This is a genomic window from SAR202 cluster bacterium (assembly GCA_016872285.1).
Lineage (GTDB): Bacteria > Chloroflexota > Dehalococcoidia > Lucifugimonadales.
The window spans coordinates 13,654-35,708 of sequence record VGZZ01000003.1 but is presented as its reverse complement, the minus strand read 5'-3'; the positions used below and the strand labels follow the sequence as shown (position 1 = coordinate 35,708).

Here is a 22,055-nt window from a genome sequence, read left to right as displayed (position 1 = left end):
TAATCCCCTGGTTTTAAGGAGACTGCCATGACAAACGTTGGACTAATCGGCTGCGGCGCTATCGGCACGGAGATCGCCACAGCCATCCGCGCGGCCAAGACGGGTGACGCGAAGCTGGTGGCCCTCTTCGATCAGGACGAGGCCCGTGCCTCAGGGCTGGCAAAGCAGCTCGCTGGCGGCATCCCGTATTTCACCGACTTCGCCAAGTTCATGGCGGTTAAAAACATGGACATGGTGCTGGAGTGCGCATCGCCCGCGGCGGCCAAAGCCCACGCCGAGGCCGTGCTGTCCGGAGGCAAGGACCTGCTGATGATTAGCTCCGGCGCGCTGGCCGACACCGCGTTTTTCAATCGACTGGCTAGTGTTGCAGCTAGGACCAACCGGCGCATGTTGGTGCCTACGGGCGCCCTGGGCGGCATCGATGCTATCCGCGCCTGCCGCGGCTTGCTGCAAGAGGTCAGCCTGACCACTACCAAGACGCCTCGAAGCCTTCAGGGGGCGGCTGGATTCAAAGAATGGGAGGGGAAGGAGATAAGCCGGCCTACGGTGATATTCGACGGAAACGCTCTAGAGGCTATCAAGCTCTTTCCGGCCAACGTCAACGTAGGGGTGACGCTCAGCCTGGCGGGCCTAGGGCCGGAGAGGACAAAGGTCAAGATAGTGGCGGACCCTAAAGCGCCGGGCAACGTCCATGAGGTGTACGCCAAGGGTGACTTCGGTGTGCTGCGGTTCCGATTGGAGAACAAGCCCCATGTCACCAACCCCCGCACCAGTTACCTGGCGATACTGTCGGTGCTGGAGACGCTGCGGACCGCCTGCACTCCCGGCCCACGAATCGGCACCTAGCCATCCGTAACCTTACGCTTGGCAGCCCTTCCCGCAGGCGCTAATATCTAGTACGAAAACCGTCCCAGGAGAAACCTCGCCTCATGAAGAATAAGGTCTTGAAGAGCTTTGACGAGGCGGTGGCGGACATCCCTGACGGCGCCAGCATCTACATACCTGGCTTTGCCGGTCCGGGAACGCCCCGCAACCTCATCGCCGCGTTGATTCGCAAGAAAGCTAAGAATCTGGTCGCCATCTCCAACCATCCGGGCGCCGGTCCCTTCGACGGGCAGATGGACCTGGGCAAACTAGTGGAAGCGGGGCTGGTCAAAAAAATCCACTGCTGCTTCACTGCCGCGCCCCATCCATCTCAGGCCACGGCCTTCGAGAAGCTGCATCAGCAAGGGCTTATAGAAGGGGAGCTTATGCCCCAGGGCACGCTGGCGGAGCGGATTCGCGCGGCGGCGGCGGGCATTCCCGCTTTCTACGTCCGCACCGGCGTCGGCACCGAGATGGCGGAGGGCAAAGAGCGCCGCGCCTTCAACGGCAAGGAGTACATCCTTGAACACGCCCTGCCCGCCGACTACGCCTTTATCCGCGCCTACAAGTGCGACACCTTTGGCAACCTCCAGTACAAGCTGTCCCAACGCAACTTCAACCCCATTATGGCCATGGCGGCCAAGACCACCATCGTCGAGGTAGAGCAGGACCCGGGGCCGTTGGGCTCCATCGACCCCGACCAGGTGCATACGCCGGGTATCTTTGTGCATCGAATCGTAAAGATTCCACCGGCGCCGGAAGGCATATGGGACCGGGTTGTGCAGCGCTAGACTTAATCGCGAGGACTAGAACGTGGAAAAGAAGCCTCTAAGCCGGCAGCAGATGGCGGACCGTATCGCCAAAGAGTTCCAGGACGGCTGGATAGTAAACCTGGGCATCGGCATACCAACCCTCTGCTCCAACTATAAAGACCCCAAAAAGACCATCATATACCAGTCGGAGAACGGCCTTATCGGCTACGGCGGCATATACCCCAAGGGCCAGGAAGACCTCTACATCGTCAACGCCGGAGGCCAGTACGTCAGCCTCATCCCCGGCGCGGCCATAGTCCACCACGCCGACAGTTTCGGCCTCATTCGCAGCGGGCGGCTGGACGCCACCGTCATGGGTTCCTACGAGGTGGCGGAAAACGGCGACTTCGCCAACTGGAAGACCATGGGCCGCAAAGGCGGCGGCATTGGCGGCGCTATGGATCTGGCCGTCGGCGCCAAACGTGTCTTTATGGCCTTGCAGCACACCACCAAGGAGGGTGAGCCGAGGCTGAGGAAGCGCTGCACACTGCCGGTGACCGCCGTGGGCGTGGTGAAGCTCGTGGTGACAGACCTGGGCTTCTTCGAAGTTACCGATAGAGGCTTCCTCATGAGAGAGATAGCCCCCGGCTACGAGCCAGAAGAGGTGCAGGAAATGACCGAGGCCAAGCTCACAATTTCGCCCAAGCTCAAGATGATCGAAGTATAAAAAGAGGCCCCCTATCGGGGGCCTCTTAAATTCGCCGCTTCTAGAATCCTGCTAATCGTGACAGAGGCAGGTACTACTTTTCAGCCTTGCTGCCGGCTATTTCCGGCTCGCGCTCCGGCTTTCGAGCGGGCGCCTTAGGCAAGTCCTTAGTGAAACCGCACTGGAGGCAGCTCAGGTAGAGACCCTCCATATCACGCTTTAGATGCAAGTCCCCGTGGCAGCGGGGGCAACCCTTGAACTGGACCATGACAACTAACCCTTCTCCTTTGCTGTTTAGCATATCAGCAAGCTGATTGAATCGATGAGCGATTATACAACTTGACACAATTCATGTCAAGTTGTAGGATATTTACATACTAAGAGTCGCTGGAGCTAAGGTTGCTTCAACAGGACAAGAGTCAGGGACAGGGGAGGACTTTTAAGGTCCCTAACTGGCAAAGCCCCAACGGCCTGCCTGTCGATAACGATGTCGAGTCGTCCACCCTTCCCGGTTCTGCCACCCTCGAGTCGCATGAGGAGCAGGTCCAGGGCGTCTATATTATAAGTGTAGCAGCCCGGATACTGGATATGCATCCCCAGACCCTGCGGAAGTATGAGCGCCTGGGCCTTATACGCCCATCCAGGACTGTAGGGATGCTCCGCCTATACTCCCAGGAAGACATCGAAAAGCTGAGGCTTATTCGCTACCTGGAAGAGGAGTTGGGCATGAATCTGGCCGGCGTGGTCTTCACCCTGAAGCTCGTAAACCAGCTTATGGACATGCAGCGCCGCCTCAGAATGGAAGCCCAGATGCAGACCATACAGGAGGTCTTCCGCCAGGAGATGCGGCAGCTTTTCCAGCGGCTGAACCTGCCGGTGCAAGACTAATCAATTACAAAGGTTGCTTATGGATACCGAATCGAACAAATCACAAGAGTCGCAGCAAGAAGGACAGCCTCGCGACGTGCTGGCCGAGTTGGAGGAGGCCCTGCGGGAGCGGGACCAGTTCAAGTCGGCGTTGCAGCGCGTTCAGGCGGACTTCATCAACTATCGTAAACGCGCAGACGAGGAGCGGGACGAGCAGACTCTTCAGGCCAACGGCCGTTTGTTGAAGAAGTTCCTTCCGGTTTTAGATGACCTTAGCCTCGCTCTGGACAAAGCGCCGAAGAAGGAAGCTCCGGAGCCATGGCAGGAAGGCTTCTCGCTGATATATCGAAAGCTCCAGGGCCTGCTGGAATCGGAGGGCGTCACGCGCATGGATGCCCAGAGCAAGCCCTTTGACCCCTTCGAGCATGAGGCCCTGGCCCAGCAGGAAAGCCCGGACCATGAGGATGGGAATGTATTAATGGTAGTGAGGGATGGCTATAAGCTTCGTGGAAAAGTGCTTAGGCCGGCCCAGGTAATTGTCGCGCAGAGCAGGACGCCAAACACGGAGACCTCGAGAGAAAATCAGGTCTCTTCTGAAAATAAGGAGAAGTAGAGATGGCTAAAATACTTGGAATTGACCTAGGCACTACTAACTCGGTGGCCGCGGTGATAGAAGGCAGCGAGCCGGTCGTCGTCGAAAACGCGGAGGGGTCCCGCCTGACGCCGTCGGTAGTGGCGGTGAACCCTCGCAACAACGAACGATACGTGGGGCAGGCGGCCAAGCGTCAGGCCGTAACCAACCCTGAGAACACCATCTTTTCGATTAAGCGTCTCATGGGCCGCAAGTTTGACGACGCCGAGACCCAGAAAGCCATAAGGGTTTTGCCTTACAAGGTCGTCAAGGCGTCTAACGGCGACGCTCATGTGACCATGGCTGGCAAGAACTACGCGCCGCCCCAGATCTCCGCCATGATCCTGCAGAAGATCAAGCAGGACTCGGAGGCCAAGCTAGGCGAGAAGATTACCCAGGCCGTCATCACCGTCCCTGCCTATTTCAACGACTCGCAGAGGCAGGCCACCAAGGACGCCGGCCAGATAGCGGGCCTGGAGGTGCTGCGCATCATAAACGAGCCCACCGCAGCGGCCCTGGCCTACGGCATGGACAAAGGCCCCAAGGAGAGGACTATTGCGGTCTTCGACTTGGGCGGCGGCACCTTCGATATCAGCATCCTACAGCTCGGCGACGGCGTTTTCGAGGTGAAGTCCACCAATGGCGATACCTTCCTGGGCGGCGACGACTTTGACCAGAGGATCCTGGAATGGCTGGTGGCCGAGTTCAAGAAGGACTCAGGCATAGACCTGGGGCAGGACCGGATGGCACTGCAGCGCCTGCGGGAGTCCGCGGAGAAGGCAAAAATCGAGCTGTCCAGCGTGATGCAGACGGAGATAAACCTCCCCTTTATCACCGCCGACGCCAGCGGCCCCAAGCATCTGCTCAAGACCCTGACACGCGCGCAGTTGCAGCAGATGGTGCAGGACCTGGTCGATAAGACCGAAGGCCCTTGCCGGCAGGCCATAACCGACGCCGAGGTCACCGCCGATAAGATTGATGAAGTCATTTTAGTGGGCGGCATGACCCGTATGCCGCTGGTGCAGGAGAAGGTCAAGGGCATCTTCGGGAAAGAGCCCAACCGCAGCGTCAACCCGGACGAGGCCGTAGGCGTCGGCGCGGCTATACAGGCCGGCGTTCTTCAGGGCAACGTTCGCGATCTGCTGCTGCTGGACGTGACGCCCCTCACCTTGGGCCTCGAGACCCTGGGCGGAGTCGCGACGCCCCTTATTCCTCGTAACACCACCATCCCCACCTCCAAAAGCGAGACCTTCACCACCGCCGCCGACGGGCAGACCAGCGTGGAGATTCACGTCGTTCAGGGAGAGCGGCCCATGGCCAAGGATAACAAGTCGATAGGCCGGTTTATCCTCGATGGCATCCTCCCCGCGCCCCGCGGTGTGCCCCAGGTGGTCGTCACATTCGACATCGACGCCAACGGCATCTTGAGCGTGTCGGCCAAGGACAAGGGCACGGGCAAGGAGCAGAAGATTGTTATTCAGCCCAGTTCCGGCCTCTCCAAGGACCAGGTAGAGAACATGGTGCAGCAGGCCCAGCAGCACGCCGAGGAGGACCAGCGCAAGAAGGCGGAAGTGGAAGTCCGCAACCAGTCCGACACTTTGGTCTACAGCACCGAGAAGATGCTGCGTGAGCATGCCGACAAGATTCCTGAAGACTTGAAGCAGGAAGTAGAGGGTAAGCTCTCAGCCCTTCGCAACGCTGTGCAGTCCAACAACGTAGCGGGAATGCAGAGCGCCATGACGGAGCTTAATGCGTCGGTGCAGAAGCTGGGCCAGCACGTGTATGCCCAGACCGGCGCGCCGGGAGCGGGCCCAACCAACGGCCCCACCGGCCAGGCGCCCGGCGGCCAGGGCGACCGCAAGGATGAAGGCACCGTTGAAGGCGAATTCCGCGAGGTTAGCTGACAAAATGGGGTCTGGTGCGTAATAATAGATATATAACCCAACGCACTGGTTGAATCTCGGCCTCGCTGCGGTCAATCAGAAGGGAGGTAGAGAGATGGCACAGATATCTAAAGCGCCCAATCAGCCTGATACGGCGCAAACTGAAAACAGCCAGGTGGTGACGGACGCGGTACAACAGCTTACCAAGCTCCAGGACCATTTTCTGGAAAGGTTGCACTACTACACCCATCGCAAGGCTGAGGTGCGGCAGGTTCAACACTCGGACGGCCGCATCCTGAAGGCTTTGGACAAGGCCATCTACTCTACATACCTGGACTGTGTGGAGCAGGGAGTCGGCGAGGACGCGAAGGCGATACTGAAGGTTGCGGACAAAGCGGTCAAATCGTAAACTGGAACGCACGTAACACGGAAAGACCCCCGACGATTCGGGGGTCTTTCTACTTAGTCCACCTTGTGGATGGGAAAGAAAAGCTTCTTTATCTCTTCGACCGTAACCTGAGCATGGCTTTCAATCTGGTCGTGGAGTTCCTTGGCCGGCGGGTTTACGTCCGGGTCCCTCAGATTGGTGATTCCATAGCGCGATGTATAAGCCTCTGGGATATCCTGCGACCACTCCCGGCCTGCCATGATTCCGTAGGCCAGGGCCCAGCACCTCGCCACCGCCATGACGTCATAGCCGCCACCGCCGGTGGCAATCCACGGCAGGCCCAGCGAGGCAAACTCCTGCACAGCCTCGGTAAAGGCGCGGGACGTTAGTTGGAGATGGGTGATGGGGTCTCGCGCGTGGGTATCTATGCCAAGCTGGGTGAACAGGATGTCAGGCTTGAAGGCTTTGATAAGCGGGACCACGGTCTCGCGAAAGGCCCACAGGTAGGCGTCGTCGCCGGTGTAAGGGAATAGAGGGACGTTGACCGAATAGCCTCGGCCCTTGCCGGTCCCAGCTTCGTCAACAAAGCCTGTTCCGGGGAAAAGGAACCGCCCGGACTCGTGGGTTGAGATAGTCAACACTTGGTCGGTGTCATAAAAGGCGGCCTGGACGCCGTCGCCGTGGTGAGCGTCGATGTCGACGTAAGCCACCTTCATCCCTTGCTTCATCAAATATTTAATCGCCACCACGGGGTCGTTGAAGACGCAGAAGCCCGAGGCCCGGTCCGCCATGGCGTGATGCAAGCCGCCGGAGATGTTGAAGGCCGCCTTAACTTTGCCCTGGGCCACCATCTCCGCCGCCACCATAGTGCCCCCTGTGCTCAGAAGCGACGCCTCGAACATGCCTGGAAAGACTGGGTTGTCGCCCATGGCGCTGAAGCCATACTGAGCGGAACTGGGCAGGTACATGCCGCTGGAGAGCATTCGCACAGCCTGAATATAGTCCGACGTGTGAAACGCCGATACCTCTTCTTCCGTGGCGGGGCGAGGCTTGACCAACTGCCCTGAGTCCTTGAAGGCGCCGTAGGAGTCCAGCAGTTCGTAGGTGTAGCGGAGGCGGATGGGCCGCATGGGGTGGTCTTGCCGCAGCACGTGGTGGCTGAAGGCATCATCATATATAAAGGCGGACTGAGCTGTCATAAGGCTCCTTTCAGGACCTGCAAGGGGTCTCATTTCATTTTCTGGCTGCGGGAGGTGCCGTCAGTATACTCGACGGCGTTCAGCGCGCTCCCGTACGCTTAGATATCGAACTCCATATCCGCTGACGCGGCGATGATTTCAGTACCGGATTCGCGAGTCGCCTTATCTAGTTCACTTACAATATCGGACTGGTAATGAAAGCCTATATGCGTCGCGACTATCTTGGGTATGGCGACACCCCGCCGGCGGGCGGCCTCCATATCCCTCACCAGCAGAGAAGGCGTTAAGTGGCCATTCTCTTTAGCCTTCGACTCCATATGGTTAGGGTAGGTCATCTCGACAAAAAGAAGCGACGGCCTGAAGGCATCGTGCAGGAGAGACAGCAAGCCGCCGCCTGTGTCACCGGTGAAGGCGGCGCAGCGGCCCTGCGCGTCGCGGACTACAAAGCCGACGGCAGGTGCGCCGTGGGGCATTGTCACTGGCCGGGCGGTCAGTCCGCCCGCGCTAAAGGGCTTGTTAGGGGTTATGGTGTGCAGCTTGAAGCGCGGCTTTTCAGGCGAGGGCCGCTGGTTGAAGTTGGGGTAGAGGAGGCCGTCAAGAAGGTGGGTGGATAGAGCTTCGAGGGTTTGAGGCAGCCCGTAGATGTCCAGGGTCGCACAGGAGTCCATGGTGGCTAGGCCGAAGGTTGGCAGGTCGCGGATGTGGTCGAAGTGGCGATGGGTGAGGAGGATGGCTTGCAGCGAGTTGAATTCGTCAGGACGCAGGCCAGTCATGAGGCTGCCGGCGTCGATGGCTGCTGTGCCGTCGACGAGAAAGCAGGTGTGGCGGGTCTCTCGGGTCTCCAGGTTGTGGGCGCCTAAGACGCGAATTCGCATAGCAGCTCAACAGGGCGTTTAGCTTAATCATGGCCCTAGGGTGGCGTTTAATCAAGGGCGCGCTCGAATTATGGACTAAGGCGGTGCGTTGGCGGAGAATGGAAGAGTGAGAGTTTGGATTTGAAGGAGGCTGCCATGCCACCCTCTCAATACCTGGGCACCGTCAACGCGCCCGACTTCCCGCCGGGCCTGGACTGGCTTAACACCGAACGACCCCTCAGCCTGCGGGAGCTAAAGGGCAAAATCGTCATCCTCGATTTCTGGACATATTGTTGAATTAACTGCATGCACGTCTTTCCGCAGTTGCGGAAGCTGGAGAAGAAGTACGAGAGAGATCTGGTGGTCGTTGGCGTCCACTCCGCCAAGTTCCCGACTGAGAAGGAGACCGAGAACGTCCGCCAGGCCATCCTTCGATATGAGATAAGCCATCCCGTCATCAACGACAGCCAGTTCCAGGTATGGCAGGCCTACACCGCCCGAGCCTGGCCCACCCTCATGTTCATCGACCCTCAGGGCAAAGTTATGGGGAAGCACGAGGGCGAGATACCCTACGAGGCCTTTGACAATCTGCTGTCCGAGATGGTGAAGGAGTACGACGCCCAGGGCCTCCTAGACAGACGCCCGCTGGACTACAAGCTGGAGCCGCCGCCGACTACACCTCTGTCCTTCCCCGGCAAGGTCCTGGCCGACGCCGCGCGTGATAGGTTGTTCATATCCGACTCCAATCACAACCGCATCGTCGAGACCACACTGGAGGGGGAGGTGGTGCGGACTATGGGTGGGGTGACGCCCGGTCTTGAGGATGGTGACCTGGTAGTGGCCGCGTTCAACCACCCACAGGGCCTGGCCCTGGACGACGACACCCTCTATGTCGCTGACACCGAGAACCATGCCATCCGCGCCGTGGACTTGAAAGAGGGGTACGTTGAGACTCTGGCAGGCAAGGGCGAGCAGGCGCCCTTCGGCAATACCGGCGGCCCTATAAAAGATGTGCTGCTGAACTCGCCCTGGGATTTGGTCTTTCACAAGGGTGTGCTGTACATCGCTATGGCGGGGCCGCACCAGCTCTGGTATCTGAACCCGGCCAAGAAGACGGCGGGGCCTTACGCTGGCAGCGGTCGAGAGAACATCGTCGATGGCCCGCTGGCGTCGGCGGCCCTGGCCCAGCCCAGCGGCATTACTACCGACGGCCAACGCCTCTACTTCGCCGACAGCGAGACTAGCTCGCTCCGCATAGCCGACCTGACGCCCGGCGGTCGAGTGACGACGATTGTCGGCAAAGGCTTATTCGAGTTTGGGGACATGGACGGCATCGGCGACCAGGTGCGGTTGCAGCACCCCCTGGGCGTCCACTGGCATGATGGGGTGCTTTACGTAGCAGATTCGTACAACCACAAGATCAAGAAGTGCTTTCCCAACACCAGAGGCGTCACTAAGTTCCTCGGCTCAGGAAAACCTGGGTTGAAGGACGGTCCGGCCCTGGACGCCCACTTCTACGAACCCGGTGGACTGTCGGTAGCCAACGGCAAGCTATACGTGGCGGACACCAACAATCACGCCATAAGGATAGCGGATCTGGCGAAAGCGGAAGTGGAGACGCTGGAGATTAAGGGGGTTTAGGCTACCTACTTTCCCTTTACCCCTTCTCGCTTCAGCAGGTCATGGAGCTGTTTAAGGGTCTTCTGGTACTCGTCCATCGGGAAGCCGTCCACGTACAGCTTGGCCTCGCCGGTGAAGCCGTCTACCAGCCCCTGGTCGACGCACTGTTTCACCCATCCGGCCTCCTCCTCCAGCGTCGGCAGGAGGTTGCGCTTGGACAGTTTCGACATGGCCGCCACCAGCCCGTACCCGCCCCAGTTGGACACGCTAGCGATGATCAGCTTCTTGCAGGCTACGGCGGCGGGAAGCTGGGGCAGCTTGGGGTACTTGGGTATGAACTCCTCCAAAAGCCCCATGCCAATCTCATTGCCGCCGTCGCCGATGCCGACGGTGTTGGGGTGGATGCGGAACATGGCGTCCACCTTGGCAGTGTAGGACGAAACGTCCGTGGAGCGCATGTTGCGGTAGATACCGTCGCGGGAGGGGCTGGAGCGTTCGATGGAGATGAGCAAGGCGGGCTTGTGCTTGTCGATGAGAACCTTGGCGGCTTTGTTGCTCCCTTCCAGGTCGGTGACGGGGAATTCCTCCACCGTGCCCTTGGGGCTGGCCAGGGTCTTCATCGCCTTCAGGCAATACTTGTCGGTGACATATACAACCTTGCGTCCTAGCTTCTCCAACGCTTTGCCGATGGCCATGGCGCCCGGAGGGCCGTCGGTCTCGACGGTGCCGCCGTAGAGGATGTAGAACCCAGTGGTGATGAAGGTGGTGCCGGGGTGGTCGAGGACGTACTGGGCTGCCTGGACGGCATAGTCGGCAGGCAGGTGGGGCCGCAGGGCGGCGACGCCCCGCTGGTCCCGCTGCAGAATAATGTCCTCGATGGTCGAAAACGCAGTAGTAGACATAACTCTATCCTTTATTTCTTTTCGACAAGAGCTAGGTTACGTTACGGCCCGCTACAGCGCCGCCAGGTCCGCGTCCCGCATGTTGGTGATAAACATGTGCCCCGGCGAGTGGGTAATCATGAAGGGCGGCTTGGACTGAAGGGCCACCGCCTGGGGCGTCACGCCACAGGCCCAGAAGACCGGCACCTGCCCCGGGTTAAAAGGCTGCTCGTCGCCGTAGTCAGGCTTGGTGATGTCCTTGATGCCGATGGCCTCGGGGTTGCCGATGTGCAGCGGCGCGCCGTGGGCGTTGGGGAATCGAGAGGTCACCTGGACGGCGCGGACGATCTGCTTGTGGTGAATGGGACGCATGCTGACTACCGTGGGGCCGTGGAAAGCGCCGGCGGGGGTGCACGCGATGTTGGTGCGCCACATGGCTACGTTCTTGGCGTGCTCCCAGTGCCACAGAGGTATCCCCGCGTCGACCATCGCCTTCTCGAAGGTGAAGCTGCAGCCCAGGAGGAAGGTGACCAGGTCTTTGCGCCACAGGTGGCTGATGTCCGTCGGCTCCTCCACCATCTCACCGTTGCGAAACACTCGGTACTTCGGCAGGTCGCTGCGTATGTCCGCGCCAGGGGATGTGATCTTGGGCTCCACCACGCCCGGCTCCATAACCTCGATGAGCGGGCATGGCTTCGGATTGCGCTGGCAGAAGAGAAGGAAGTCGAAGGCCTGTTCTTTGGGCAAAATAACGAGGTTGGCCTGGACATAGCCGGGGGCCAGGGCGCTGGTGACGTCGGCGTACTCGCCCACGCGGATGATTTTTCGGATTTCTGTTGGCATGTTTGGAAGGCTGCGGGTGATGGTAGCCACGGCTTCCTCCCTCATAAAGCTAGTTGCTGGACAGCCTCATCTTAGTCCTGGCGCTGCGGCCCCGTCAATTTAGTCCGTTAGGCGATTGGCGGGAAAATTGGATTAGCCCCCGGGCCACCGCTTCATAGGCGTTCCAGATAGGCTTGTTGGGGAGCCGTCCGGTCTCTCGATTGGCGATGATCCAGTAACCATCCGAGAACCCCATCACGTCCACATCCAGGCCAGCCTTCAGCAACGGCTCTTTAAACGCTGAGTCCTCGGACAGCGGACCCAGGCTGACCTCTTCGGTCATCGTTTCCCATCTGACATCCGTTGCCCTGCCGATGACTGGCACTGAGCGGACACGAATCGAGTGAAATACTACTGGCTGCTTTCCTACCCGGAGGTTGGCGTCGCGCACTCCGTACCAGATGCGATGGTAGCTCTCGCCTAGAGTACGCGAGAACATCTGCTCCCAGGAGCGCCCCTGTTTCAACATACCCTGGACCAGGTGGATCCAGGAGATGGGGCTGTTGTGGACGGCAATAATGCCAAGGGAGTTTTCACCTGATGCTCGCAGCTGCTCCTCGCCACGGCCACGATTTGCCACTTGGGCGTTGATACCCAAGGACACGAAATGCGCGCAAAGAGCCTCCCGACGCCGCTGGGGCGAGTCCATCTTGAACAAGTTGGCGAGGCTGCTCATGGCTTATCCCTCTCCCAATTATACCGCCCACTCAATGAAACCATGCCACCATTTTTATTGACACGCGATAAAGGCAAGCATTACATTATAACCGACCGACCAGTCGGTTTGTAATTGTATGGTCAGAGAAAAAGTTACCGCCAGAGACAAGATCATGGAGGCCGCTGAGGCCCTTTTCGCCGAGAAGGGCTATCACGACGCCGCCATGGACGACATTGTGCGGCTGACCGAGGTGTCTAAGGGCGGCCTCTATTTCCACTTCCCCAGCAAAGAGAGGCTCTTCTTCGCTGTCATGGACCACTTGGCCGACCGGCTGGTGGAGCGGGTTAGAAAGACCGTATCCCAGGAGCCTACCGCCCTGCGACGCCTGGAAGTCGCGCTGGACACCGTGCTCGACTCCCTGGGCCAGAAGCGTCCCATGGCCAAGCTTCTGCTTGTGCAAGGCTATAGCATGGGCAACGCCTTCGAAAAAAAGCGCGTCGAGCTGTATTCTCGATTCGCCGTACTCATTAAGGAGAACTTAGACCAGGCCGTGACCGAGGGTTCTATCGAAGACATCGATACCGAAATCACATCCCACATCTGGCTCGGGGCCATCAACGAGGTGGTGGCGCTATGGCTCTACACCGGCAAGCCGTCGCCGACAAAGGAGGCCCGGCCGGTGCTAAAGCGGCTGCTGCTGAAAAGCATCATGAAAAAACCAACGACTCAAGAAGGGGCGTAGCTGTGCCTAGAGCAGAGGTCTATCAAGACATCGCCTTCACCGACCGCTCTTTAATACCCACCTGGGAGAAAGTACAGGCGGGCCAGCGTCTAAACTTCGACGACGGCGTGAAAATCCTCAAGACTGATGACTTCGCCGCCGTCGGCAAGATGGCGGACTGGGTCAAGACCCGCATGTGGGGCGACAAGGTGTTCTTTGTCATCAACCGCCATATCAACCCCACCAACCTCTGCGTCCTCTCGTGTTCCTTCTGCGACTTCGCCAAGAAGAAGGGCGACGCCGGCGCTTACGAGATGACCATGGAGGACATCCTTGGCCTCCTCAGCGACGAGATTCGCGAGGCCCACATGGTCGGCGGGCATCATCCCACTTGGGGCTTTGAGCACTATGTCGACATCGTGAAGGCCATCAAGCAGAACTTTCCCAACTGCCAGGTCAAGGCTTTCACCGCGTCGGAGATAGACTACTTCTGGCGTCGGTGGAAGGTGCCGCCGGAGGAGGCGTTGGCGCGATTGAAGGAGGCCGGCCTTAACTCCATGCCCGGCGGCGGCGCCGAGGTCTTTTCCAGCCGCATCCACAAGCTCCTCTTCCCGGGTAAGGCCAGCCCGCAGCGATGGCTGGAGATACATCGCATGGCCCATAAGATGGGCATTCCCTCCAACGCTACGCTGCTCTACGGGCATGTAGAGACCATCGAAGAGCGGGTCCATCACTTCGAGCTGCTGCGAGAGCTGCAGGACGAGACCCACGGCTTCCTCGCTTTCATACCCATTGAGTACCAGACCGGCGACACCAAGCTGGTGGCGCGCCAGGCCTCCCCCTTCGACGACCTCAAGACCATTGCCTGCGCGCGGCTGATGCTGGATAACTTCCCGCACATCAAAGCCTACTGGATAACTATCTACGAAGAGACCGCCTCCATCGCCCTGCACTTCGGCGCCGATGATTCGGACGGCACCATTGGCCGCGAGCGTATATCCCACGCCGCCAAGGCCAAAAGTCCCATAGGCCTCACCCGAGACCGCATGACGCGGCTGATCCGCGACGCTGGCAAGACGCCCGTAGAGCGGGACGCTCTCTATAACGAGTTGAAAGTCTATGCCAATTAGAGTCGGCCAGATACCCTACCTCAACTCGGAGGTCTTCTATCATACCCTACGAGGCCGCGATGTGCAGCTGACGCCCCTGGTGCCCCGCGCCCTCTCCGCCGCCGCCGGCGAAGGACGCATCGACGCTGGGCCGGTGCCGCTGGTCACCTGCTTCGAACTCGAGGACATCTTCAAGCCTCTGGGAGACTTTTGCATTGGCACCACTGACCGCGCCCGCAGCATACTTTTTTATTCCAAGCGTCCGATAGAAGAACTCGATGGCGCCGCCATCGCAGTCACAGGCCAAACCTCGACTACGGTACGATTGCTGAAGGTGCTGCTGGCGCACAAATACAACGTTCAGCCTAAAGAATACGTCCTGCTGCCCCAGGTGTTCCCTCCAGCTAACGGCAACAGCGCCGCCACACACTGGGACGCCTTCCTGCTCATCGGCGACGATGCCCTGCGCCATCGAAACGGCATGCCCAGCTACCCGCACTGCTACGACCTGGGCGAGGTCTGGAACCGGTGGACGGGCCTGCCCTTTGTCTTCGCTCGATGGGTGGTGCGCAAGGACTTCCCTAAAGACCAGGCGTGGCGGCTGTGTCAGTGGCTCGATACGTCCATATCCCAGGCCATCGCAGACGTGGACGCCATCGCCGCCCGCCGCCGCGACCTGAACATGACCCACGACGAGGTCGTCGAATACATACTGAGCTTCCACTACCGGCTAGGCCCGGCGGAGATGGAGGCGATGGATAGATTCAGAAGGTTGCTAGAGGCCATAAAAGAGCCTGCCCGCTCGTCCACCGAGAGAGGGGCTTAGGAGAAGGTTATGCTCAACAAGATTCGCGAGAAGGTCAATAACGGGCAGCGCATCGACAAAGAGGAGGGGCTGTATCTGCTGAAAGAGGCCCCGCTGTTGGACCTGGCGCCCCTGGCGATGGAGTCGCGCTACCGTCACAACCCAGAGCCGATGGTCACCTTCGTCATCGACACCAACCTCAACTACACCAACGTCTGCGATGCCTACTGCACCTTCTGCGCCTTCTACCGCACCGAGAAGGATACCGACAAGTACACCCACTCGGTGGATGAGGTTATGTCGATGCTCGCCAAAGCTGTTGATAAGGGCTGCACCACGGTGCTGATGCAGGGCGGCCTTAACCCCAGTCTGCCCCTGGAGTACTACACCGATCTAGTGCGCGAGACCCGGCGCCGCCTCCCAACCCTCCATCCCCACTTCTTCTCGGCGCCCGAGGTCCAGAAGATGGCCCAGGTGTCCAAGCTCAGCGTTCGAGAGGTGCTTCAGGCGCTGAAGGAGGCTGGGCTGAACTCCATTCCTGGCGGCGGCTCGGAGATTTTGTCCAATCGAGTTAAGCGTAAGATTAGCCGGCTGTTCCCTAAGGGTAGCGTTGACCAGTGGACGGAGGTGCATCGCGAGGCCCATAAGCTCGGCATTCACACCACCGCCACCATGATGTATGGCCACCTGGAGCAGGATGAGGACGTTATCGAACACCTGGAGGTCCTGCGGGCGTTGCAGGACGAAGCCCCCGGCTTCACCGCCTTCATCCCCTGGAGCTTCAAGAAGGCCAACACCGCCCTGGACAAGCGTGTCGACCACGAGCAGGGCGCCAATCGATACCTCCGCATGATCGCCCTCTCGCGCATCTACCTCGATAACATCCAGCATATCCAGGCGTCGTGGTTCAGCGAGGGGAAGAAGACGGGCCAGGTGGCGCTGCACTTCGGCGGCGACGACTTCGGCGGCACGCTGTTCGATGAGAATGTAATGCAGGAGGCAGGCTTCTACAACCGCACCACTGTGGACGAGGTCATTACCCTGATCCGCGAGGCCGGGTTCGTCCCCGCCCAGCGCACCACCCTCTATGAAGTGCTGCGCCGGTTCGAGGAGTCGGAGGCGCTGCCGGCGGGGGTAGTATAATCGTCGCATTTTAGTGACCCTGGCAGGAGGTAAGCCATGCTTCTGTTCAAGGCTCAAAAAGAGGTGGTGATTAAGGCAAGTCCCGAGAAGGACTTTGCCATCGTCAGCGACATCGCACGTCACAACCTGTTAGCGGGTAGCGGCGAGGTGCTGAAAATCAGGAGGCTGACGGAGGGGTCGGTCGGCATCGGCACCAAGTTTGAGGCGGATGAAGATATCAAGGTAGGGCCTTCGCGGATGAAGTTTGTCGCCACTTCAGAGATAGTCTCCTACAACCCTCCTACCGAGTTCTCCTGGACCTCCAGCCCGCCGGCTAACATGTCGCCCAAGATGCGGCGCATCCAGTGGTGGTTCAAGATACAGCCCCAGCAGGAAAGCGTAAGACTTACCCACGAGGTAGAGGTGGAAGCGATGAGCGCCGCCTTAACCACAGCCTTCAGGCTGCCATACCGCATGATGCGAGGCGGCACTATTAAGAAGGGGATGGAGCGCACCCTGGCCAACATAAAAAAGGCGGCCGAGACTTAGGCTATCAGCCTGCAGCGACATCTGCCCGTTGATTTAAGCCTTCCATCTTCCCTATCATCTTCCCATGACTAGGTCCCGCTGCCACATAGCCGCTCATCTCTGTCTAGTAGGTGCGATGTAGCATCACCTTTCCCTTAAAACGAATCCGTGCCTGATGCACGCCTGAAGCTCTGATTCGTTTTCGAAAGTACTGAAATTTTTATAACACCGGGATTCGCCTTGAAAATTTACTTCTTCCATGCCTAAGTCACCTAAAAGCAAATCGGTAAGAAAAAAGAAGTCCCGGGAGAACCGCCTCTACCGTGACTTGGCCTGGCTGTGGCCCATCATGGACCCGCCCGAGGACTATGCTCTGGAGGCCAGCTTCTGGCGGCAGGCTTTGCGGGAGCGCCTCGGCCCGGGCCGCCACCCCATACTGGAACTGGGCGTCGGCGGCGGGCACAACCTCTCTCATCTCACCAAGGAGTTCAAGGCCACGGCGGTGGATATATCGAAGCCTATGCTAGTCAACGCCCGCAAGCTGAACCCCGGCGTCGAGTTTTTCCAGGGCGATATGCGCAGCGTCCGCTTGGGCCGCAAGTTCAAGGCTGTACTCATCCACGACGCCATCGCCTATATGCGCAGCGAGCGTGATCTGAAGCGTGTGTTCGCTACGGCCAAAGCGCACCTCGATTCCGGCGGGGTCTTTATCTGCTCCCCCGATTGGTACCGCGAGACCTACAAAGGCACCCACGTGGACCATCGCATCCTGCCCGGCCCCGATGGCCTCGAGCTTACATATCTGGAACACGACATCGATCCAGACCCTTTTGACACCACCATCGAGACCCGCTTCTTTTACATAATCAAGCAGGACGGAAAGGTGCGGGTGGAGCAGGACTTGCACATCACAGGCCTGTTTCCTCTAGAGACCTGGCTGGAGCTGATGGACAAGGCTGGTTTTGATGCCGAGGCTCTCCCCTACCCCGTGTACGACGACGGCGGTGAAGGGTACCTGTTAAGGGGAGTGTTAAGGTAGGCGGCTAAATCTCTACCAGGTCTAGTGGCGGCGCTTCTTTGATAATCCCTTTCTTAGCAGCGCGCGCAAACAGCGTCTCCAACGCCTTTCGCCCATCCTCTCCCATGTCCTCGGTATCCTGGTTCACGTACATGCGCACAAACTTCCGACCCGTCTCCCTATCGATGCCACGGCCAAAGGCAAGCGCGTAGTCCAGGGCGTCGTCCTCGTGGGTGCGGGAGTGGACAATGGCGTCGTGGAGGGCCCGGGTCACCTGGCGGCCCAGCCTGTCGCCCAGGCGTCGATGCACCATGTCCAGGCCTAGAGGGACGGGCAGGCCGGTGTCATCGAACCACCACCGCCCCAGGTCCAATACCTTATGTAGCCCCATCTCACGCTCTCGAATCTGCCCCTCGTGAATGAAGATACCCGCGTCCACCTTGCCTTGCTGCACGGCCTCGGTTACGGCATCGAAACTCATGAAGACGGGCTCGAAAGGCTTGCTCATGTATATGCGGAGGAGCATGTAGGCGGTGGTGAACTGGCCGGGGATGGCGATGCGCTTGCCCGCCAGATCCCTGGCGTCCAGGGGCTTCTTGGATACGACTGCTGGCCCGTACTTGCGCCCCACCGACGCGCCGCAGGGCATGATGCGGTAGTGCTGCGCCACCTGGGGGTAAACGGCGGCGGAGATGGCCGTGACCTCCAACTCACCCTTCAGCGCCCGCTGGTTCAGCGCCTGGATCTCCTCTAGGACATGGGTAATTTCGTAACCCGGGACGGTGATAATGCCCTTGGCCAGAGGGTAGAACATGAAGGCATCGTCGGCGTCAGGGCTGTGGCCTACTCTTAACACAGGCATGGGCAAGGTTCCTTACTAGATGAGGTTGCGATGGGCTATGCTACCATGAAACCAGACACGAAGGGAGAGCGAGGGGAGGCGCTATGGCAAAGGTCACAGACGTTTACAATCGACGCGGCGGCAAGCCCGTCATCATTTCCGACTTCTCGCCCCCTCGAGGACCGGGGCTGGATTTCTTAGACGACGCGCGGCGTCTGCCCGTCGATTTCCTGGCCGTAGCCTACAACCCCGGCAAGGCCGTGCGCATCGACTCGGCCATTATGGCGGCGACGATAAAGTCGCATGCTGGCCGCGACGCCGTCTTCAACCTGGCGACTCGCGATATGAATAAGCTGGCCCTTCAAAGCCACCTCCTGGGCGCCGCCGCCCTGGGAGTGGATAACGTGCTGGTAGTCGGCGGCGACCCTTTCAGCGCTAAGGACCTGGAACGTGTCAAGCCGGTGGACGACTATCGGCCCACCGAGCTAATAAAGGCTATCGCTGACATGAACGGCGGTTTGGACTTTCGCGGGTTGAAACTGCGGCAGGCCACGGACCTGTGCATCGGCGGGGCCATTGACCTGGGCCGAGGCGTCGAAGAAGAGGCCGCGCTTACCCACAAGAAAGCCCAGGCGGGCGCGCACTTCTTTGTGACCCAGCCCGTCTTCTATACCGAACAAGTAGAGCAATTCCACTCGGCGTACAAGGCCGTCGCGGGACAGGCATCGTCGCAGCCCGTCTTCTGGGGCCTGCAAGTCATGGTCAAAGACGGCGTCATCTTCGCCTCGGTGCCTGAGGCGGTGCGCCGCGAGCTAGATTCAGGCCGCGACGGTGTCGAGATGGCGGTGGAGCAGTGGTGGCGTTTTCGGGATGCCGGCATCGACGCCTTTTACATCGTGCCGCCCATCCTCAAGGGCGGCGCCCGTGACTATGACGCGGCGCGCCGCTTTTTGCAGGCGGTAGGCCGTTAGGCGATGGCCGCAATACCCGCCTTGGAGATATCCTCGTCCTGCTGCGCCGCCGCGCCGGAGACGCCCACCGCCCCTACTACCGCGCCGCCCTTTCTGATAGGCACAGCGCCCTGGCTGGGGAGGAACTTGCCGGCCTCGCGAGTAATCAGGGCCTGCATGATAATGCTGCCCTGGGCGCGTTGCTGCAGGGCCGCGCTGGTGTCCTGCATCCAGGCGGACGCCCGGGCCTTGCCCTGGCAGATGTCTGCGCTGATGAACCTGGCCCCGTCCATGCGCATCATGCCCATCAAGTTGCCGTTGGCGTCCACCACGGCGATGCTGATTTTGACGCCCATCTTCTGCGCCTCGGCCAGTCCGGCGCGAATAATCTTTTCGGTCTCGCCCATAGTCAGGTCAGGCATGGTAGCCTCCTTCGCAAAAATAGGGAGTTAACACGGCGATATTGTACCCCTTTGGCGCCTCTCCGTCATTTCCACCATTTGCGACACCTGTGCTATCGTAGTGGCACCTTTTGACTGAGGCGATTCATGGGCTGGAAGCCATCCTTATGGGCGGGCCTGATGCCCAACGGGCTTGGGCAGGTGAAGCCCAACCACTACCTGGAGATATTCAAAGTCGCGTGGGCCAACCGGCGGCAATTGCCCTTCGCCTGGCACATCCTGTCGCGAGGTGTCTGCGACGGCTGTGCCTTAGGCACCACCGGCCTGCGAGATTTCACCATGAAGGGCGTCCACCTCTGCACTGTGCGCCTGAACCTGCTGGAACTCAACACCATGGCGGCGCTGGATGTAGAGCTGCTCTCGGATGTAGCGGCGCTGCGAAAAAAGACCTCGGCGGAGCTGCGGAAGCTGGGAAGACTGCCCTACCCCATGGTACGACGCCGCGACGAGCTAGGGTTCAGGCGCGTCTCCTGGGACGAGGCGCTGAGTCTTTTGTCGGACCGCTTCCGCGCCACTGACCCCCGGCGCTTCGCCTTCTACCTGACGTCGCGGGGCATCACCAACGAGGTCTATTACGTCGCGCAGAAGGTAGCGCGGTTTCTCGGCACCAACAACGTCGACAACTCGTCCAGAATATGCCACGCGCCCAGCACTACTGCCCTCAAGGATACCCTGGGCGTGGCCGCCTCCACATGCTCCTACTCCGACTGGATCGGTACCGACCTGCTGGTGCTCATCGGCAGTCATGTCCCCAACAACCAGCCGGTGACCACCAAGTACATGTACTACGCCAAGCAGAAGGGCACCCGAATTGTGGTCATCAACCCCTACCGAGAGCCGGCGCTGGAGCGGTACTGGGTGCCGTCGGTGATGGAGAGCGCTCTCTTCGGCACCCGCCTGGCCGACGAGTTCTTTCAAGTCCACACCGGCGGCGACATCGCCTTTATCAACGGCGTGTTGAAGCACCTTGTCGCTAACGAGTGGTTGGACGAAACCTTCATAAAAAATCACACATCGGACTTCCAGCGGCTAAAGACACATCTGGACGGCCAGTCCTGGGAGTCGCTGGAGAAGTACTCGGGCGCATCAAGAGACGAGATGCTGCGCTTCGCCCGGATGTGGGGAGAGGCGAAAAGCGCTGTGGTAGTGTGGAGCATGGGCATCGCCCAGCATCGATACGGGGTGGACAACGTCAAGGCCCTGGTGAACCTGGTTCTAGCGCGAGGGTTCATCGGCCGCGAGAAGTGCGGTCTGATGGCCATTCGTGGTCACAGCGGCGTCCAGGGCGGGGCCGAGATGGGTGCGGTGCCCTGGAGCTATCCCGGCGGCGATAGCATCAGCGAGGCCGGCGCCCGTCGGCTGGAGGAGCAGTGGGGCTTCCCTGTGCCAGCGTGGCGAGGACTCTCGGCGGTGGACATGATCGATGCCTCATATCGCGGCGACCTGGATATCCTCTACTCGCTGGGCGGCAACTTCCTGGAAACCCTGCCGGAACCCCGGTACGTCCGCGAAGCTATTGAGCGGGTGCCGGTACGCGTCCACCAGGACATCGTGCTGACCTCCCAGATGCTTCTGGACCCTGCCGATACCGTGGTGTTGCTGCCAGCCTGCACTCGCTACGAGCAGCGGGGCGGCGGAACTGAAACCTCTACAGAACGCCGCATCTATTTCAGCCCCGAAATCCCTGGCCGCCGCGTTGGTGAAGCCCGGTCAGAGTGGGAAATCTTGATGGAATTGGCGGAGCGGGTTAAGCCTGAGCAGCGGCATCTTATACACTTCGATAATGGCCAGGCGGTGCGTGATGAGATTGCCAGAGTTGTACCGCTATACTCAGGCATTGAAAACCTCAAGAAAAGGGGGGATGCCTTCCAGTGGGGCGGGCAGCGCCTGTGTGACGGGAGCATCTTCCCCACCATCGATGGCAAGGCCAGGTTTACGCCCCTCTCGCCGCCGGAGGAAGAGATACCTGAGGGCCGATTCCTGCTCAGCACACGGCGCGGCAAGCAGTTCAACAGCATGGTGCAAGCGCGTCGAGACCCCCTGACGGGCGCTGTCCGTGAGGATGTGCTAATGAACGCGGATGACGCCATCGCCCTAGGCTTGCGTGACGGCGACCCTGTGGTGCTAAAGTCGGAAGTTGGCGAATATGAAGGCCGGTGCAAAATCGCGGCTATCAAGTCGCGGAACCTCCAGGTACACTGGCCGGAAGGGTCTGTTCTGCTGCGCCGCGGCGCCGTCGACCCTGTCTGCGGCATTCCAGACTACAACACCACGGTGCAAGTGCTGCCGGCGAAGGAGGAGGTGAAGAGGTGATA

Annotated in this window: 23 protein-coding genes; 16 read left to right on the top strand and 7 right to left on the bottom strand. The window is 59.8% G+C overall.

Features of this window, described 5'->3' with window-relative positions; translation table 11 throughout:
* The first annotated feature begins 27 nt into the window (after positions 1–27).
* The 7 genes from nadX to FJ320_01635 all read left to right on the top strand — a co-directional run bounded on the left by nadX (position 28) and on the right by FJ320_01635 (position 6,112).
* On the top strand, positions 28–846 hold the full coding sequence (gene nadX, locus FJ320_01665) for an aspartate dehydrogenase (GenBank protein ID MBM3924688.1): 819 nt from the start codon (positions 28–30) through the stop codon (positions 844–846).
* Positions 847–929: 83 nt separating this feature from the next.
* Positions 930–1,655, top strand: a complete 726-nt coding sequence (locus tag FJ320_01660) for a 3-oxoacid CoA-transferase subunit A (protein MBM3924687.1) — start codon at positions 930–932, stop codon at positions 1,653–1,655.
* 52 nt (positions 1,656–1,707) lie between these two features.
* Positions 1,708–2,343, top strand: a complete 636-nt coding sequence (locus FJ320_01655; GenBank protein MBM3924686.1) for a 3-oxoacid CoA-transferase subunit B — start codon at positions 1,708–1,710, stop codon at positions 2,341–2,343.
* 567 nt (positions 2,344–2,910) lie between these two features.
* Positions 2,911–3,210, top strand: coding sequence for a MerR family transcriptional regulator (locus FJ320_01650; GenBank protein ID MBM3924685.1), 300 nt, complete (start codon positions 2,911–2,913; stop codon positions 3,208–3,210).
* Positions 3,211–3,229: 19 nt separating this feature from the next.
* Positions 3,230–3,802: a nucleotide exchange factor GrpE gene (locus FJ320_01645; GenBank protein ID MBM3924684.1), complete on the top strand. Its 573-nt coding sequence runs from the start codon at positions 3,230–3,232 to the stop codon at positions 3,800–3,802.
* 2 nt (positions 3,803–3,804) lie between these two features.
* Positions 3,805–5,724 (top strand): molecular chaperone DnaK, encoded by a 1,920-nt coding sequence (gene dnaK / locus FJ320_01640; protein ID MBM3924683.1) that lies wholly within the window; start codon positions 3,805–3,807, stop codon positions 5,722–5,724.
* A gap of 94 nt (positions 5,725–5,818) precedes the next feature.
* On the top strand, positions 5,819–6,112 hold the full coding sequence (locus FJ320_01635) for a hypothetical protein (GenBank protein ID MBM3924682.1): 294 nt from the start codon (positions 5,819–5,821) through the stop codon (positions 6,110–6,112).
* A gap of 53 nt (positions 6,113–6,165) precedes the next feature.
* On the opposite strand, the gene FJ320_01630 is transcribed toward FJ320_01635, so the two are convergent.
* A complete protein-coding gene (locus tag FJ320_01630; GenBank protein ID MBM3924681.1) occupies positions 6,166–7,323 on the bottom strand; it encodes an acetoin utilization protein AcuC in 1,158 nt (385 codons plus the stop codon).
* Positions 7,324–7,388: 65 nt separating this feature from the next.
* Positions 7,389–8,165: an MBL fold metallo-hydrolase gene (locus tag FJ320_01625; GenBank protein ID MBM3924680.1), complete on the bottom strand. Its 777-nt coding sequence runs from the start codon at positions 8,163–8,165 to the stop codon at positions 7,389–7,391.
* 285 nt (positions 8,166–8,450) lie between these two features.
* On the opposite strand from FJ320_01625, the gene FJ320_01620 reads away from it, so the two are divergent.
* On the top strand, positions 8,451–9,785 hold the full coding sequence (locus tag FJ320_01620; protein ID MBM3924679.1) for an alkyl hydroperoxide reductase: 1,335 nt from the start codon (positions 8,451–8,453) through the stop codon (positions 9,783–9,785).
* 5 nt (positions 9,786–9,790) lie between these two features.
* On the opposite strand, the gene FJ320_01615 is transcribed toward FJ320_01620, so the two are convergent.
* Genes FJ320_01615 through FJ320_01605 form a run of 3 tightly spaced genes read right to left on the bottom strand, consistent with a single transcriptional unit; the run spans position 9,791 to position 12,203 of the window.
* Positions 9,791–10,666 carry a DUF4392 domain-containing protein gene (locus FJ320_01615; protein MBM3924678.1) on the bottom strand — a complete coding sequence of 292 codons (876 nt, stop codon included), beginning with the start codon at positions 10,664–10,666 and terminating at the stop codon, positions 9,791–9,793.
* 51 nt (positions 10,667–10,717) lie between these two features.
* Positions 10,718–11,533 (bottom strand): putative hydro-lyase, encoded by an 816-nt coding sequence (locus FJ320_01610; GenBank protein ID MBM3924677.1) that lies wholly within the window; start codon positions 11,531–11,533, stop codon positions 10,718–10,720.
* A gap of 49 nt (positions 11,534–11,582) precedes the next feature.
* Positions 11,583–12,203: a hypothetical protein gene (locus FJ320_01605; GenBank protein MBM3924676.1), complete on the bottom strand. Its 621-nt coding sequence runs from the start codon at positions 12,201–12,203 to the stop codon at positions 11,583–11,585.
* A 118-nt stretch (positions 12,204–12,321) separates the two neighbouring features.
* Here FJ320_01605 and FJ320_01600 point away from each other — a divergent pair, with 118 nt between their 5' ends.
* The 6 genes from FJ320_01600 to FJ320_01575 all read left to right on the top strand — a co-directional run bounded on the left by FJ320_01600 (position 12,322) and on the right by FJ320_01575 (position 17,509).
* Positions 12,322–12,927 carry a TetR/AcrR family transcriptional regulator gene (locus FJ320_01600; GenBank protein MBM3924675.1) on the top strand — a complete coding sequence of 202 codons (606 nt, stop codon included), beginning with the start codon at positions 12,322–12,324 and terminating at the stop codon, positions 12,925–12,927.
* On the top strand, positions 12,819–14,036 hold the full coding sequence (gene mqnE, locus FJ320_01595) for an aminofutalosine synthase MqnE (GenBank protein MBM3924674.1): 1,218 nt from the start codon (positions 12,819–12,821) through the stop codon (positions 14,034–14,036). Before FJ320_01600 ends, mqnE begins: the two co-directional genes overlap by 109 nt.
* Complete coding sequence (locus FJ320_01590) at positions 14,026–14,841, top strand: menaquinone biosynthesis protein (protein MBM3924673.1); 816 nt, start codon at positions 14,026–14,028, stop codon at positions 14,839–14,841. The genes mqnE and FJ320_01590 overlap by 11 nt, the downstream gene beginning before the upstream one ends.
* 9 nt (positions 14,842–14,850) lie before the next feature.
* Entirely contained in the window at positions 14,851–15,963 is a 1,113-nt protein-coding gene (gene mqnC, locus FJ320_01585; GenBank protein ID MBM3924672.1) for a dehypoxanthine futalosine cyclase, read from the top strand.
* Between the two features lie 36 nt (positions 15,964–15,999).
* The gene (locus FJ320_01580) at positions 16,000–16,491 is read left to right on the top strand and encodes a hypothetical protein (GenBank protein ID MBM3924671.1); all 492 of its coding nucleotides are present in this window, start codon (positions 16,000–16,002) and stop codon (positions 16,489–16,491) included.
* 238 nt (positions 16,492–16,729) lie between these two features.
* Positions 16,730–17,509: a class I SAM-dependent methyltransferase gene (locus FJ320_01575; protein ID MBM3924670.1), complete on the top strand. Its 780-nt coding sequence runs from the start codon at positions 16,730–16,732 to the stop codon at positions 17,507–17,509.
* Between the two features lie 4 nt (positions 17,510–17,513).
* Here FJ320_01575 and FJ320_01570 read toward each other — a convergent pair whose 3' ends face one another.
* Positions 17,514–18,350 (bottom strand): ABC transporter substrate-binding protein, encoded by an 837-nt coding sequence (locus FJ320_01570; GenBank protein ID MBM3924669.1) that lies wholly within the window; start codon positions 18,348–18,350, stop codon positions 17,514–17,516.
* 83 nt (positions 18,351–18,433) lie between these two features.
* On the opposite strand from FJ320_01570, the gene FJ320_01565 reads away from it, so the two are divergent.
* A complete protein-coding gene (locus tag FJ320_01565; protein MBM3924668.1) occupies positions 18,434–19,300 on the top strand; it encodes a hypothetical protein in 867 nt (288 codons plus the stop codon).
* Here FJ320_01565 and FJ320_01560 read toward each other — a convergent pair.
* On the bottom strand, positions 19,297–19,701 hold the full coding sequence (locus FJ320_01560; protein MBM3924667.1) for a hypothetical protein: 405 nt from the start codon (positions 19,699–19,701) through the stop codon (positions 19,297–19,299). The genes FJ320_01565 and FJ320_01560 overlap by 4 nt on opposite strands.
* Positions 19,702–19,827: 126 nt before the next feature.
* On the opposite strand from FJ320_01560, the gene FJ320_01555 reads away from it, so the two are divergent.
* Positions 19,828–22,053 (top strand): FdhF/YdeP family oxidoreductase, encoded by a 2,226-nt coding sequence (locus tag FJ320_01555; protein MBM3924666.1) that lies wholly within the window; start codon positions 19,828–19,830, stop codon positions 22,051–22,053.
* Positions 22,054–22,055: the final 2 nt, after the last annotated feature.